We start from the raw sequence: 15,456 nt of genomic DNA on the forward strand, positions 1-15,456 counted from the left end.
AGAGCAGAGTAGGCGCTGCGCCGGGCGGGGGGAAGGGCGCTCAGCTGCCTTCCTCTGCGGCAGGGGCGTCGCGGCCGTGCAGCGCGTCGCGGATCGCGCGCCATGTGTCGGCTTTTTGTGTGCGGCCGCGGGCGTCTTCCTCGGCGATGACGCGGTTCGCTTCGTTCAGCGCAGCGTCAGGGCTGCCTTCGGTCCGGGTGAGCCTGCGCGCCATGCGCGAGATCTGTAGTCGGTTCATCGGGGCATCCTTTGCGGCATGTTGCGAAAGACAATGCGCGGTGGGGGCTGCGGTTCCTGCGCGCCCATGTTCCCGGCGCCCGCCCGCCTGCCGGGTTTGGCGGCGCAGCGCGGGCGGATGCTCGGGAATTGGGCGATTTTCTCTTGCCAAGCGGCGCGTGTGGCTTCTAGCCTTGGCTCAGACAGGGATGGTCCGCGCGCCTTCTACGCCGCATCGGGGGCGCGCATCTTTTGGACAGTGTAAGGCGGCGGGTCTATGACATATGGATATCTGCTTTCTTCTGAACGGGGAAAGAGTGGATCTGCGCGGAGTGTCTCCGACGCGGACCACGCTTGACTGGCTGCGCGAGCGGCGCGGCCTGACCGGTACCAAGGAAGGCTGTAACGAGGGCGATTGCGGTGCCTGCACCGTGATGGTGACTGACGATGATGGCACCAAGGCGCTGAACGCCTGCATCCTGCTGTTGCCGCAGTTGCATGGCAAGGCGCTGCGCACCGTCGAGGGCATCGGGGCGCCCGATGGCGCGCTGCATCCGGTGCAGCAGGCGATGGTCGATAAGCACGGCTCGCAATGCGGCTTCTGTACGCCGGGATTCATCGTGTCGATGGCCAAGGCGCACAAGGTCGGGGACACCGGGTATGACGATGCGCTGGCGGGGAACCTGTGCCGGTGCACCGGCTACGCGCCGATCGTGCGCGCCGCCGAAGCGGCGGCGTTGTCGCCGGTGCCGGACTGGATGGCCGAACCGCCATTGCCCGAGGTGGCCGAACTGCCCTGCGCCCCCGAAAGCGCCGAGGCGCTGGCGGCGCTATATGCCGAGCGACCCGAGGCTGTGCTGGTCGCCGGGGCGACCGACGTTGGCCTGTGGGTCACCAAGCAGCTGCGCGATCTGTCGGGGGTGATCTTTCTGAACCGCTGCGCCGATCTGCAACGGATCGACGTGTCGGACGATGCCATCCGCATCGGCGCTGGGGTCACCATGGACAGGGTGCTCGAGCTGATGCGCGAGGAATACCCGAGCTATGCCGAGATGCTGCGCCGCTATGGGTCGGCGCAGGTGCGCGCGGCGGCGACCATCGGCGGCAACATCGCCAACGGATCGCCGATCGGCGACAACCCCCCGGTGCTGATCGCGCTGGGCGCAACGCTGCATCTGCGCCATCAGGGCGGATCGCGCGACATGCCGATCGAGGAATTCTTTCTGGAATATGGCAAGCAGGACCGCGCCCCCGGTGAGTTCGTCGAGGCGGTGACCATCCCGCGCGGGCAAGACCGGCTGCGGGTCTACAAGCTGTCGAAACGCTTTGATCAGGATATCTCGGCGGTTTGCGGCGCGTTCAACGTGACGGTCGAGGGCGGGCTCGTGACGGGCGCGCGGATCGCATTTGGCGGCATGGCCGGCATTCCCAAGCGGGCGGCGACGGTCGAGGCGGCGTTGATCGGCAAACCATGGACCGACGAGGCGGTGATCGCCGCGTGGGATGGCTGGGAGACGGATTTCACCCCGATGAGCGACATGCGCGCCTCGGCGGATTACCGGCTGCTGGCGGCGCGCAACATGCTGACGCGCCACCTGCTCGAGGATCTGGGCGCGGATACCGATGTACGGAAGGTGCGGGCATGAGCGTTTCGAAACCCCTGCCGCATGAGGCCGCCCCGCTGCATGTCACCGGGCGGGCACGCTATATCGATGACATCCCGGTGCCCGCGGGCTGTCTGCATCTGGCATTCGGGCTGTCGCAGATCGCTTCCGGGCGGATCGCAAAGATTGACCTTGAGGCGGTGCGCGCCGCGCCCGGCGTGGTGCGGGTCTGGGAGGCAAAGGATCTGCCGTCGGAGTGCGATTGCTCGCCCTCGCTGGGGGACGAGCCGATGCTGTCGGGGGCGAGCGTGTGTTACGTCGGGCAGCCGGTGTTTCTGGTGGCCGCGACCTCGCATCTGGCGGCCCGCAAGGCGGTGCGCAAGGCGCAGATCACATGGCAGGAGCGGGACGCACTGCTGAGCGTCGACGAGGCGATGGCGGCCGAGTCGCGGTTCGAAGACGGCCCGCGCATCTGGGAAAAGGGCGACACCGCGGCGGCGCTGGACGACGCGCCGCACCAGCTGCGCGGCACCATCGACATGGGCGGGCAGGAGCATTTCTATCTGGAAGGGCAGGCCGCGCTGGTTCTGCCGCAGGAAAACGGCGACATGCTGGTGCATTCCTCGACCCAGCACCCGACCGAGATTCAGCACAAGGTTGCCCATGCGCTGCATCTGCCGATGCACGCGGTGCGGGTCGAGACGCGCCGCATGGGCGGTGGTTTTGGCGGCAAGGAAAGCCAGGGCAACGCGCTGGCGGTGGCTTGCGCGGTGGTGGCCGCGGCGACGGGGCGTCCGGCCAAGATGCGCTATGACCGCGACGACGACATGATGATCACTGGCAAACGTCATGATTTCCGCATCGATTATGCCGTTGGTTATGACGATGACGGGCGGCTGCTGGCGGTCGACTTCGTGCAGCACACCCGCTGCGGCTGGGCGCAGGATCTATCCTTGCCGGTGGCCGACCGGGCGATGCTGCACGCGGACAATGCCTATCACATCCCGTCGATGCGGATCGAAAGCCACCGGCTGAAGACCAACATGCAAAGCGCCACCGCTTATCGTGGCTTTGGCGGGCCGCAGGGGATGTTGGGGATCGAGCGGGTGCTCGATCATGTCGCCCATGCGCTAGGGCGCGATCCGCTGGCGGTGCGGCGGGCAAATTACTATGCGGATGCGCCGGTGGATGGCGCAGACGGGGGGCTGTCTGCCCCCCAAACGCCTGCGGCGTTTCCCCCCGAGGATATTTCGAGCCAGAAGAAGTTGGCTTCCGCTGAGGGGGATGTTGCCTCGCGCGGGGCGGGCGGGCCGGTGGGGCATGCGCTGGCGGCGCCTGCCGGGGTTCAGACGACGCACTATGGCCAGCCGGTCGAAGATTTTGTGCTGGGGGCGCTGACGGAGCGGTTGGCGCAGTCGTGCGATTATGAGGCGCGGCGGGCGGCGGTGGCGGCGTGGAACGCCAGCAAGCCATTGCTCAAGCGGGGCATTGCGTTGACGCCGGTGAAGTTCGGGATCTCGTTCACGCTGACGCATCTCAACCAGGCGGGGGCGCTGGTGCATGTCTATCAGGACGGGTCGGTTGCGCTGAACCATGGCGGCACCGAGATGGGGCAGGGCCTGTTCCAGAAGGTGGCGCAGGTGGCGGCGGCGCGGTTCGGCATTCCGCTCGGGGCGGTTCGGATCACCGCCACCGACACGGCGAAAGTGCCCAACACCTCGGCGACGGCGGCGTCTTCGGGCTCGGACCTGAACGGCATGGCGGTGAAGGCGGCTTGTGATACCATCCGGGAGCGCATGGCCGAGCATCTGGCCGCGCTGTTTCAGGCGCGGGCATCCGAGGTGATCTTTGCTGATGGGTCGGTGAGGGTTGGCGAGGAGGTCATGAGTTTCGAGGTGGCGGCGAAGCTGTGCTACGAGGGGCGGGTGAGCCTGTCTTCGACCGGTTTCTACAAGACGCCGAAGGTGGAATGGGATCGCATCAAGGGGCAGGGGCGGCCGTTCTTTTATTTCGCCTATGGCGCGGCTTGCAGCGAGGTGGTGCTGGACACGCTGACCGGCGAGTATCGCATCTTGCGGACGGATATTCTGCACGATGCCGGGGCTTCGCTGAACCCGGCCATCGACATCGGCCAGATCGAGGGCGGCTATGTGCAGGGCGCCGGCTGGCTGACCACCGAAGAGCTTGTCTGGGATGATCGGGGCCGTCTGCGTACCCATGCGCCGTCGACCTACAAGATCCCGGCCTGTTCGGACCGGCCCGAGGTGTTCAACGTTGCGCTTTGGGATGGGGCGAACCGGGAGGAGACGATCTATCGTTCGAAGGCGGTTGGAGAGCCGCCGTTCATGTTGGGAATATCGGCTTTTCTTGCGCTTTCCGATGCGGTTGCCAGTTGCGGCACGGCCTATCCGGCGCTAGATGCGCCGGCGACGCCCGAGCGGGTGCTGATGGCGCTGCGGAAGGTGCAGGATGGGGTTTGACCTTGGCGCGTTGAGCGCGGCGGTAGCGGCGCATGGCCGGGTTGCGCGGGTTGTCGTGGCAGAGGTCGCGGGATCGGCCCCGCGCGAGGTGGGCGCGGCGATGCTGGTCTGGCCCGATGAGCGCGGTTTCGGGCAGTCGGGCACCATCGGGGGCGGCGCGCTGGAGCTGATGGCGGCAGAGGCGGCGCTGTCCCGGCAAGGGCTGACGCGGCATCCGCTGGGCCCGCAGCTGGGGCAATGCTGCGGCGGGTCGGTGGTGCTGCTGACCGAGCTTTACGACGCTGCGGCGCTGCAGGCGCTGGAGGGGTGCGAGGTGATCGCGCGCGGGCCGGGCGCACAGCCGCTGGCGGTGGCGCGGGTGTTGGACCGGGCGCGGGCGCAAGGCGTTGCCGTCAAGGCGCAGCTGGTTCAGGGCTGGTTCATCGAACCGGTGGCGCGCCCGTCGCGGCAGCTGTGGGTCTGGGGCGCCGGCCATGTCGGGCGGGCGCTGGTATCGGTGCTGGCACCTTGCCCCGAAATTGCGCTGAACTGGGTTGATACGGCGCCAGAGCGCTTTCCCGAAGTCGTGCCTGAAGGGGTCACCATGGTGCCCGCGGCCGACCCCGCCCGGCTTGTGCCGCATGCGCCGCAGCAGGCCGAACATCTTGTCCTGACCTACAGCCACGAAATCGACTTTGCCCTGTGCCACGCGCTGCTGGGTCATGGCTTTCGCTGGGCCGGGCTGATCGGGTCGGATACCAAATGGGCGCGGTTTTCCAAGCGGCTGCGGACGTTAGGTCATACGGATGCACAGATTGCGCGCATCTGCTGCCCGATCGGGCGGAAATCTCTTGGCAGGCATCCGCAGGCCATTGCCATCGGCGTTGCGGCGTTTCTACTCGATCACGAAACAGAGAGGAGCATGGGGTGGCAGACACACTTCTCAGCATCCGGGGGCTGACCAAGGCCTATCCGGGGGTCGTTGCCAACGACACCGTCTCCTTTGACATCGGCAAGAACGAGATCCACGCCCTGCTGGGCGAGAACGGCGCGGGCAAGTCGACGCTGGTCAAGATGATCTTTGGTCTCGTGAAGCCCGACAAGGGCGAGATGCATCTGAACGGCGAGCCGTATCAGCCGGGCAAGCCATCGGATGCGCGCCGGTCTGGCGTGGCGATGGTGTTCCAGCATTTCTCGCTGTTCGATGCGCTGGACGTGGCCGAGAATGTCGCACTGGGCATGGAGACGCCGCCGCCGATGCGCGATCTGGCGCGGCAGATCCGCGAGGTGTCGGAAACCTACGGGCTGCCGCTTGATCCCTATCGCGTGGTCGGCACGTTGTCGGCGGGCGAGCGCCAGCGGGTAGAGATCATCCGTTGCCTGCTGCAGAACCCGCGACTGCTGATCATGGACGAGCCGACATCGGTGCTTACCCCGCAGGAGGTCGAGATCCTGTTCCGCACCCTCAACAAGCTGAAGGCCGAGGGCACGTCGATCCTGTATATCTCGCACAAGCTCGAAGAGATCCGCACGCTGTGCGACGAGGCGACGATCCTGCGGCTTGGCAAGAATGTCGGCACCTGCACACCGCGCGAGGTGACGGCGCGGCAGATGGCCGAGATGATGGTGGGATCGAGCTTTCTCACCCCCGAGCCGAAGGCGGGGGCCAAGGGCGAGGTCTTGCTGCGCTGCGAGGCGCTGTCGCTGCCCGCGCCGGGGGCGTTCGGAACGCCGCTGCGCGAGATTTCGCTGGAGGTGCGCGCCGGCGAAGTTCTGGGCATTGGCGGTGTGGCCGGCAACGGGCAGGACGAGCTGCTGATGGCGCTGTCGGGCGAGCGGCTCGCGCCGCAGGGCGCCATTTGGTTCAAGGGACGCGATGTCAGCCGCGACGGGCCGTCCCTGCGGCGCGAGGCGGGGCTGCTGACCGGCCCCGAAGAGCGGCTGGGCCATGCCGCCGCGCCCAACATGAGCCTGACCGAGAATGCCGTGCTGACGGCGGGCCAGCGCAAGGGGCTGGTGAAAAACGGCTTCATCAACTGGATCGCGGCGCAGGATTTTGCCGATCACGTCATCGCCAAATTCGATGTGCGCACGCCGGGGGCCTCTGTGGCGGCGCGGGCGCTGTCTGGCGGCAATCTGCAGAAATTCGTGGTCGGGCGCGAGATCGAACAGAACCCCGATGTGTTCGTGGTCAACCAGCCGACATGGGGGGTTGATGCCGCCGCCGCCGCCGCGATCCGGCAGGCGCTGCTGGACCTTGCCGCCAAGGGCGCTGCGATCATCTGTATCAGTCAGGATCTCGACGAGCTTATGGAAATTTCTGACCGGTTCGGCGCGCTGAACGAAGGCCGCCTGTCGGCGACGCGGCCGGTGGCCGATCTGGATGTCGAGAAGATCGGCCTGATGATGGGCGGCGCGCATGACATGGAGGTGGCGCATGACATCTGACATCAGGAGCCAGCGCCTGTTCATCCGAAACATCCCGAAGAGGTTTCGCGCCAAAGGTCTTTGCAGCCAAGAGGTCACGCGATGATGCGGCTTGAAAAACGCCCGCAGCCGTCGGGCTACTGGACGGCGCTGACGCCGATCCTTGCGGTGGTGCTGACGATGCTCGTTGGCGGCGTGATGTTCTGGGCGCTGGGCAAACCTCCGGTCGAGGCGATCCGCACGATCTTCTGGGACCCGCTGTTTCACCCGCAATTCGCGGCCTATTCGCGCCCGCAGCTGCTGGTGAAGGCGGGGCCGCTGATCCTGATCGCCATTGGTCTGTCCATCGGTTTTCGCGCCGGGATCTGGAACATCGGCGCCGAAGGTCAGTACATCATGGGGGCGGTCACCGGCGCTGCCGTGGGACTGGCGTTCTACCCATCGGAGTCGGTGTTGCTGTTCCCGTTGATGGTGATCGCCGGAGCGCTGGGCGGCTGGGCATGGGCAATGATTCCGGCGGTGCTGAAGACGCGGTTCGGGACCAACGAAATTCTGGTGTCTCTGATGCTGGTCTATGTGGCCGAGAACATCCTTGCCTCGGCCTCGGCCAACTGGCTGCGCAGCCCCGAGGGCATGGGTTTTCCCGGATCGCGCAATTTCAAGCAATGGCCTGCCGTCTTCAATGACGAGCTGATCGCCAATACCGGCATGCACTGGGGCGTCGTCACGGCGTTCATCGCGGTGATCGCGGCCTATGTGATGATGGCACGGCACATTGCGGGCTTTAACGTGCGCCTGACCGGAGAGGCCCCGCGCGCGGCGCGGTTTTCTGGCGTCAGCCCGGCGCGGATCGTGTTCCTGTGCCTTGGTCTTTCGGGTGTGCTTGCGGGCATGGCGGGGCTGTTCGAGGTCACCGGCCCGGCGGGGCAGATCAGCATCGACTTTGGCTCTGGCTACGGGTTCACCGCGATCATCGTGGCGTTTCTGGGCCGGCTGAACCCGTTCGGCATCCTTGCCGCCGGGCTGCTGATGGCGCTGACCTATATCGGCGGCGAGCTGGCGCAGCTGATGCTGGGCCTGCCGGGTGCGTCGATCCAGCTGTTTCAGGGGATGCTGTTGTTCTTTCTGCTGGCGACCGATGTGTTCACCAACTACCGCGTGCGGCTCGTGCGCAGAGAGGTCGCCTGATGGATCCCGTGCTTCTTGTCGCCTCGATCATGGTTTCGGCGACGCCAATCCTGCTGGCTGCCCTTGGCGAGATGGTCGTCGAGAAATCCGGGGTGCTGAACCTTGGGGTCGAGGGCATGATGATCACTGGCGCGGTGATGGGGTTTGCCATCGCGGTGTCCTCCGGCTCGCCGCTGCTGGGCTTTGCCGGGGCGGCGGTATCGGGGGCGGTTCTCTCGCTCGCCTTCGGGTTCCTGACGCAATACCTGCTGTCGAATCAGGTGGCGACGGGTCTGGGGCTGACGCTGGTCGGGCTGGGCCTGTCGGCGCTGATCGGATCGAATTACGAAGGCCAGCGCGCGCCGGCGCTTGGCAAGCTGGATATTCCGCTGCTGGGCGACCTCCCGGTGCTGGGGCGGATGCTGTTTTCGCATGACATCATGGTCTATGTCAGCCTTGCACTGGTCGCGGCGGTCTGGGCGTTTCTGAAATTCACCCGCGCCGGGCTGATCCTGCGGGCGGTGGGCGAGGATCACGCCTCGGCCCATGCGCTGGGCTACAAGGTGGTGCGGGTGCGGCTTGCCGCGATCGCCTTTGGCGGCGCCTGCGCCGGGATGGGCGGGGCCTATGTCAGCCTTGTGCGCGTGCCGCAATGGACCGAAGGCATGACGGCGGGGGCGGGCTGGATCGCGCTGGCCATCGTAGTCTTTGCCTCGTGGCGGGCGCTTGGGGTGCTGATCGGGGCCTACCTGTTCGGAGGCGTCACGGTCATTCAGCTGAACCTGCAGGCGGCGGGAACCACGGTGCCGGTCGAGCTCTTGTCGATGTCGCCATACCTGATAACGATCATCGTGCTGGTGATCATCTCGGCGCGCGGGGCGCAGGGTGCGCCCGCATCGCTCGGCCGATCCTTCCACGCCTCGTCCTGAGGCTTTCAAAGCAAGAAACGACAGGGAGACCCCAACATGAAACGCAGAACCCTTCTGGCCTCGGCGGCGGCGCTGAGCCTGATCGCGGGCAGCGCCTTTGCACAGGACAAGCCCAAGGTGGCCTTTGTCTATGTCGGCCCTGCGAACGACGGTGGCTGGTCGCAGCACCACCACGAGGCCGCGATGAAGATGAAGGCGCATTTCGGCGATGCCATCGAGGTGATCGAGCAGGAATCGGTTCCCGAAGGGGCCGATGCCGAGCGCGTGCTGACGCAGATGGCGCTGTCTGGCGCGGATCTGATCTTTACCACCTCGTTCGGTTACATGGACCCGACCATAAACGTCGCGGCCAAGTTCCCGGATGTGAAATTCGAACACGCCACCGGCTACAAGACCGCCGAGAACGTGTCGGTCTATTCGGCGCGTTTCTATGAAGGGCGTGCGGTGACCGGCTATCTGGCCGGCGCGATGACCAAGACCAACAAGATCGGTTACATCGGCTCGTTCCCGATCCCCGAGGTGATCCGCGGCATCAACTCTTCGTACTTGCATGCCAAGAAGGCCAACCCGGATGTCGAGATCGCCGTGGTCTGGCTGTCGACATGGTTCGACCCGGCCAAGGAAGCGGACGCAACGCAAGCGCTGCTCGATCAGGGCGCGGACGTGGTGCTGGCGCATACCGATTCCACCGCGCCGCTGTCGGTGCTGGCAAAGGCCGGGGCCTATGGTTTCGGGCAGGCGGCCGACATGGCGGAATTCAAGCCCGAGCCGCGGCTTTCGTCGATCATCGATGAATGGGCGCCCTATTACATCGAACGGGTGCAGGCGCTGATCGACGGCAGCTGGACCAGCACCAACACGTGGTCGGGCATCGGCGACGGCATGGTCGGCATCGGCGAGTTCACCGGCCCGATCCCCGAAGAGGTGCTGGCGACGGCCACCAAGATGAAGGAAGATATCGCGTCGGGCGCGTATCACCCCTTTACCGGGCCGATCAACAAGCAGGACGGCTCTGCGTGGCTGGCCGAGGGTGAGGTGGCCGATGACGGCACGCTGGCGGGCATGAGCTTTTACGTCGAAGGCGTGTCGGGCGACATTCCGAACTGATCGCCGGTATGGGCGCACGAATGGCACCGTCGGCGCGCAGGCGTCGGCGGTGTTTCTGGTTTGAGGGGCGGGATGCCTCCGGCGGGAGTTTATCTGGCAAGATGAAGGAGCAGCGCGAAAATCTGCCGGTAGCGCTGGTTTTGGGGGCGGCGGTCTGGGCGGGAGGCGTGGCTTCGCCGACGCTGCGGCGGCGGGCGCTGGCGGGGGCGAGGCTTTGGCAGCTGGGCGCGGTGCGGGCGGTGATTGGCTGCGGCGGGATCGGGCGACACGGGCCGTCGGAGGCGGCGGTGATTGTGGAACTGTGCCGCGAGGCGGGGGTGCCGGGCGAGGCGCTGCTATGCGAGGAGCGCTCGGCCACGACGTTGGAGAATCTGTTATACGCGCGGCCGCTGTTGGAGACTCTGGGCACGCGCGAAGTGATCGTGGTGAGCGATCTTTATCATCTGCCGCGCGCCCTGATGGTGGCGCGGCGTGCGGGGCTTGTGGCGCGGGGGCACGCGGTGCCGTTGCGCGGGGCGCATCCTGCGGCGCAGCTGAAGGCGGCGCTGCGCGAGATCCCGGCGCTTGGCTGGTACGCGCTGAGCGGCAAGGGGCGTTAGAGCACGCCGATGTCGGCCAGCGCTCCGGCGAGGCCGGGGGGCAGGGCGTCTTCCTGCAGGCGGCTGGCGGACAGATCGGGGGGCGCGTCTGACGGGGCAAGGTAGCGCCAGCCCTGAAACGGGCGGCGTGGGGCGGGGCTGACGCGTATCAGCCCGGGCTCGAGCACCATGGCACAGCGGGAGACGCCGTCGGTGCCGGTTACCCGGTCGAGACGCAGGATGCGCTGGCGGCATTGCACCAAACCGCCGAACACCCAGTAGATACTGCCGCCGTTCAGAACCTCGGATTCGCGCTTGGGAAACATGCGGGTGACGTGGCGCGGCAAGCCGTCATCGGTCTGCGCCTGCCGAGAATCCTGCCATGCGGCAAGGGCTTCGACGCTTTCGGTTCCGACGCTTAGCTTGATGAGATGAGTGTGTTTTTCCACGGGCGTCCTCGGCGGGTTTCGCATGATATAGTATGCGGGCGTGCAAAAGTTTCAAGAGGTGGTGCGGAACGGGCTGGACGTGGTAAGCTTTGGACTGTTATCAGACCCGCCTGCCACCACCAAGGATTCCGCTGCTATGAGCCGTTTCGCCGCCCCCATCGCCGAACAGATCTGGGATATGAAGTATCGTTTCAAGAACGCCGATGGCGCGCCGATCGACGTGACTGTCGAAGACACCTGGAGGCGAATCGCGCGCGACATGGCCTCGGTCGAGGCCGAGCCCGAGATCTGGGAAGAGCGGTTCTTTGCCGCGCTTGAGGATTTCCGCTATCTGCCAGCCGGCCGGATCACCGCCGGGGCGGGCACGGCGCGTTCGGTGACGTTGTTCAACTGCTTCGTCATGGGCACCGTGCCGGACAGCATGGGCGGCATTTTCGACATGCTCAAAGAGGCCGCGCTGACCATGCAGCAGGGCGGGGGAATCGGCTATGATTTCTCGACCATCCGGCCCAAGGGCGCGCCGGTGGCCGGGGTTGCCGCCGATGCCTCGGGGCCGCTGTCGTTCATGGATGTCTGGGATGCAATGTGCCGCACCATCATGTCGGCCGGATCGCGCCGGGGCGCGATGATGGCGACCATGCGCTGCGATCACCCTGACATCGAACAGTTCATCAGCGCCAAATCTGATTCTGCGCGGCTGCGCATGTTCAACCTGTCGGTGCTGGTGACCGATCCGTTCATGGAAGCGGTCAAAGCGGACGACTCGTGGGATCTGCAATTCGGCGGGCGAGTCTATCACACCGTGCAGGCGCGTGATCTGTGGAACAAGATCATGAAGGCGACCTATGATTATGCCGAGCCGGGCGTGATCTTCATCGACCGGATCAACAAGGCCAACAACCTCAACTACGTCGAGGAAATCTGCGCCACCAACCCCTGCGGCGAGCAGCCCCTGCCGCCATATGGTGCCTGCCTGCTGGGCTCGATCAATCTGGCGCGTCTGGTATCGGCGCCGTTCGAGCCAGAGGCCGAGATCGACGACGCGGCGCTGGAAGAGCTGGTGGCGACGGCGGTTCGGATGATGGACAACGTGGTGGACGCGTCGAAATTCCCGCTGCCCGCGCAGGAAGAAGAGGCTCGCAACAAGCGCCGGATCGGGCTTGGTGTCACCGGGCTTGCCGATGCGCTGCTAATGAAAGGCTTGCAATACGGCACACCGGAGGCAGCGCGTCAGGCCGAGCACTGGCTGCACCGGATCGCTCGCGCCGCGTATCTGGCCTCGGTGGAATTGGCGAAGGAGAAGGGGGCGTTCCCGCTGTTCGACGCCGAGAAATACCTCGCCTCGGGCAATATGATGAACATGGATGACGACGTGCGCGAGGCGATCCGCACCCATGGCATCCGCAATGCGTTGCTGACCTCGATCGCGCCGACCGGGACGATCTCGCTGTACGCGGGCAACGTCTCGTCGGGGATCGAGCCGGTGTTCGCCTATGCCTACACCCGCAAGGTTCTGCAAAAAGACGGCACCCGCACCGAGGAAGAGGTGGTCGATTACGCCGTGCAGATGTGGCGCGACCTGAAGGGCGACGCCCCGTTGCCCGACTATTTCGTCAACGCCCAGACACTGGATCCGCAGGCGCATGTGCGGATGCAGGCGGCGGCGCAGAAATGGGTGGATTCGTCGATTTCCAAGACCATCAACTGCCCCGAGGACATCGATTTCGAGGCGTTCAAGGACGTCTACATGCAAGCCTACGAGACCGGCTGCAAAGGCTGCACCACCTATCGTCCGAATGATGTGACCGGCTCGGTTCTGTCGGTGTCGGAGGAGAAGCCGAAGGCGCCTGAGGTTATGGCGACCTCGAATGCCGAACCCAATGAGCCGCATGGCGATGTGATCTACATGGCCGATCCACTCGACCGGCCGCAGGCTCTGGAAGGGCAAACCTACAAGCTGCGTTGGCCCGATAGTGAGCATGCCATCTATCTGACGATCAACGACATTATCGTGAGCGGCCATCGTCGTCCCTTCGAAGTGTTCATCAACTCGAAGAACATGGAACATTACGCCTGGACGGTGGCGCTGACGCGGATGATCTCGGCAGTGTTCCGGCGTGGCGGGGACGTGTCCTTCGTCGTGGAAGAGCTGAAGGCCGTGTTCGATCCGCGCGGCGGCGCTTGGGTGCAGGGCAAGTACATCCCGTCGATCCTCGCGGCGATCGGCGGCGTGATCGAACGACATTTCCTTGCGACAGGATTTATTGAGGGCGAAGGAATGGGCCTCAAGTCCGATCCGAAGGCGCAGGTGGTAAACCTTGACGCTCCGCGCGGGAAGGCGTGTCCGTCCTGCGGTCAGTTCTCGATGATGATGGTGGAGGGCTGCATGACGTGTAGCAGCTGCGGACACTCAAAGTGTGGGTGAGTGGGCTGTTTGTCTTAGAGATGTATGACCCACCAAATCTTGTCCATTTCCGGGGTGATTTGTCCATTCCGGCACAGGATTAATGACCACCGGCTGCATCGCAGCCGGTGGTTTCTTTTTATATCAAAGGCTTGCGCGTCTGGCGGCTTTTCGGCCTTTGGTACGCCGTAGCAGTGCTCCGCCCTGGTGGGCGCCGTTGACGGCCAGCCGCGCTTTCGGCATCCCTCAGGGCAAATCCGGCCGGGTTCTTTCTTACATTCTCGCTCCAGCAGAAGCTCTGCTTGGGGGCATGGCGCAACGCGCCAGAAAGGACCTCCATGACGAAGATCAAGTTCATCAATGCCCGCTTCGCCGATCCCGACGAGTCCGAGTTCGCCCTTAAGCGCCGCTTCGAGTGGCATCTGCGCAAGCTCCGGGCCCTTCAGGACGGGGTGTCCTCAAAGGTACCGGGAGACTTTGAAGATGAGTTGCGCTGGAACGAGGACCTCATCGCCGTGCGGCTATCGGAAAAGGATCGCAACAAAGTGCTGCGCCGTGCGCGCCGGGTAATGGGCGCACGCGCCAAGGTGTCCGGGCTAAACCATCTCAGTTCGGATGACAGGCGCGTGCTCAAGGCGTTCCGTGGCGGTGCGGATCTGGTCGGCATCGACAGCGAGCACCGCGCCGATGAGATCGCTACCGCCATTCATGCCGAGATGCCCTGGATGGCGGCGGCCACTGACTTACTCTGGGAAGCGATGCGCCGTTCGGTGCGGGTGGGGGAGCCCAGATTCCGTCTGCCGCCCGTTCTGCTCGACGGCCCGCCGGGGATCGGCAAGAGCGTGTGGTCGCGCGAACTCGGGCGCCATCTCGGCGTGCCGCGCTGTGGCATAGAGGGAACCGCGGAGCAGGCCTCCTTCGTCGTAAACGGCTCGCAACGCGGCTGGGACGGCTTTTCCCGGCCGGCCCCTGCAAACTATCGTCCAGAGCCTCTGCGCGAACCCGATCGTGGTGATTGACGAGATCGAGAAGGCCTGGACGCCGACCTCGACGAAGGGGCAGGCCTACGGCTTGGCCGACGGGCTGCTGCCGCTGCTGGAACGCTCGTCTGCCGTGGCATGGAAGTGTCCCTATTACCAGGTCGGCTTCGACATGTCGTGGATCAGCTGGGTCCTGACCTCGAACAGCCTGAGGACCCTTCCGGCCCCATTCCTGAGCCGCCTGAACATCCTGCGTCTTGTCGGCCCCGGCAAGAGTGATCTCATCTCCTTCGCGGAGCGCGAGGGCGCACGACGGGGGATACCTGATGCTGCCCTGGGCGCGATCTGCGAGGTGATCGATCAGATTGCTGAGGCGCATGAGCTCAATCTGCGCCATGTGTCTAGGATGCTGACGAGGGCGGAGGTCATGGCAAGCAGCCCGCAACTCCATTGAGGCGTGCAAGCACGGTCTACAGACAGAGTAGCCATACCAAGTTTTGAAGCGACCAGTGGCAGCAAGCGCGAGCTATCTAAGTTGCCAAAGCGACCGAAGTCTGCCAAGCTATTTTCCGGCCCGAGAAGCGGCGTGCGGGGCTCATTCCTTGGGGCAAGGCCACTACCCCTGTTGGGCGGCACGTGGTGTGCTCGTTGGCATCGTGGGAACTTAGATGTTCCCTTAAAGTTTGTCAGGTACGTTGCAGGCGAGCTTGACTAACTGCTCTGAAGCGTTCATAGTCTGTGACTGTATCGAGATGAGTCTGTAATCCTAACCTCTCAAGTCTCTTATCCGTAAGGGTGGGTGCCTTGAGTGCTCCATATCAGGAGTAAGTTGCTAGCTGGCGACAGCCATTTTTCCGGACATTAGGCTTCGAGTTGAACTCTTGGAAAGACAGGGTCACACAGGTGACCAACGCGCTAGGGATGAAGTAACAGACAAAGGTTAATGGGCGCGGATATTCCGCGCCCTTAACTTTTTCAAGGCGCTCGAACTACATCATTCGAATATACATTTGCATGATCGGCGCTAACCGAGATTTCGCCTACCTCAGCGCATTCAAAAACCGCGCTTTTCAGGAGCCTTCCTCCTTCCAGCTGCACGTCATGTTGGAAACCGTCGGCTAGGGTCAGGATTCATA

Annotated in this window: 13 protein-coding genes; 11 read left to right on the plus strand and 2 right to left on the minus strand. The window is 64.7% G+C overall.

What is annotated here, in order from left to right:
• Positions 1–40: 40 nt before the first annotated feature.
• Positions 41–238, minus strand: coding sequence for a hypothetical protein (locus tag KO516_RS06810; protein ID WP_216003039.1), 198 nt, complete (start codon positions 236–238; stop codon positions 41–43).
• Positions 239–500: 262 nt separating this feature from the next.
• Between KO516_RS06810 and xdhA the strand changes: the two genes are divergently transcribed.
• From xdhA to KO516_RS06850, 8 genes are all read left to right on the plus strand, one after another.
• A complete protein-coding gene (xdhA, locus tag KO516_RS06815) occupies positions 501–1,862 on the plus strand; it encodes a xanthine dehydrogenase small subunit (RefSeq protein ID WP_216003040.1) in 1,362 nt (453 codons plus the stop codon).
• Complete coding sequence (xdhB, locus tag KO516_RS06820) at positions 1,859–4,300, plus strand: xanthine dehydrogenase molybdopterin binding subunit (protein ID WP_216003041.1); 2,442 nt, start codon at positions 1,859–1,861, stop codon at positions 4,298–4,300. The genes xdhA and xdhB overlap by 4 nt, the downstream gene beginning before the upstream one ends.
• Positions 4,290–5,240 carry a xanthine dehydrogenase accessory protein XdhC gene (gene xdhC, locus KO516_RS06825; RefSeq protein ID WP_216003042.1) on the plus strand — a complete coding sequence of 317 codons (951 nt, stop codon included), beginning with the start codon at positions 4,290–4,292 and terminating at the stop codon, positions 5,238–5,240. The genes xdhB and xdhC overlap by 11 nt, the downstream gene beginning before the upstream one ends.
• A complete protein-coding gene (locus KO516_RS06830; RefSeq protein ID WP_216003043.1) occupies positions 5,207–6,727 on the plus strand; it encodes an ABC transporter ATP-binding protein in 1,521 nt (506 codons plus the stop codon). Before xdhC ends, KO516_RS06830 begins: the two co-directional genes overlap by 34 nt.
• Positions 6,728–6,808: 81 nt before the next feature.
• Positions 6,809–7,894, plus strand: a complete 1,086-nt coding sequence (locus tag KO516_RS06835; protein WP_216003044.1) for an ABC transporter permease — start codon at positions 6,809–6,811, stop codon at positions 7,892–7,894.
• The gene (locus KO516_RS06840; protein WP_216003045.1) at positions 7,894–8,802 is read left to right on the plus strand and encodes an ABC transporter permease; all 909 of its coding nucleotides are present in this window, start codon (positions 7,894–7,896) and stop codon (positions 8,800–8,802) included. The genes KO516_RS06835 and KO516_RS06840 overlap by 1 nt, the downstream gene beginning before the upstream one ends.
• A 36-nt stretch (positions 8,803–8,838) precedes the next feature.
• Positions 8,839–9,909 (plus strand): BMP family ABC transporter substrate-binding protein, encoded by a 1,071-nt coding sequence (locus tag KO516_RS06845; RefSeq protein WP_216003046.1) that lies wholly within the window; start codon positions 8,839–8,841, stop codon positions 9,907–9,909.
• 101 nt (positions 9,910–10,010) lie between these two features.
• Positions 10,011–10,508, plus strand: coding sequence for a YdcF family protein (locus KO516_RS06850; RefSeq protein WP_216003047.1), 498 nt, complete (start codon positions 10,011–10,013; stop codon positions 10,506–10,508).
• On the opposite strand, the gene KO516_RS06855 is transcribed toward KO516_RS06850, so the two are convergent.
• The gene (locus tag KO516_RS06855) at positions 10,505–10,936 is read right to left on the minus strand and encodes a DUF1489 family protein (RefSeq protein WP_371742038.1); all 432 of its coding nucleotides are present in this window, start codon (positions 10,934–10,936) and stop codon (positions 10,505–10,507) included. The two genes, KO516_RS06850 and KO516_RS06855, sit on opposite strands and share 4 nt — an antisense overlap.
• Positions 10,937–11,072: 136 nt before the next feature.
• Between KO516_RS06855 and KO516_RS06860 the strand changes: the two genes are divergently transcribed.
• The 3 genes from KO516_RS06860 (at position 11,073) to KO516_RS24095 (ending at position 14,774) form a co-directional block, all read left to right on the plus strand.
• Entirely contained in the window at positions 11,073–13,361 is a 2,289-nt protein-coding gene (locus tag KO516_RS06860; RefSeq protein WP_216003049.1) for an adenosylcobalamin-dependent ribonucleoside-diphosphate reductase, read from the plus strand.
• Positions 13,362–13,678: 317 nt separating this feature from the next.
• The gene (locus tag KO516_RS24090; protein ID WP_252737450.1) at positions 13,679–14,359 is read left to right on the plus strand and encodes a hypothetical protein; all 681 of its coding nucleotides are present in this window, start codon (positions 13,679–13,681) and stop codon (positions 14,357–14,359) included.
• On the plus strand, positions 14,349–14,774 hold the full coding sequence (locus KO516_RS24095; RefSeq protein WP_252737451.1) for a hypothetical protein: 426 nt from the start codon (positions 14,349–14,351) through the stop codon (positions 14,772–14,774). Before KO516_RS24090 ends, KO516_RS24095 begins: the two co-directional genes overlap by 11 nt.
• Positions 14,775–15,456: the final 682 nt, after the last annotated feature.

Origin of the sequence: Citreicella sp. C3M06 (assembly GCF_018860705.1) — a bacterium.
Classification (GTDB): Bacteria; Pseudomonadota; Alphaproteobacteria; order Rhodobacterales; family Rhodobacteraceae; genus Salipiger.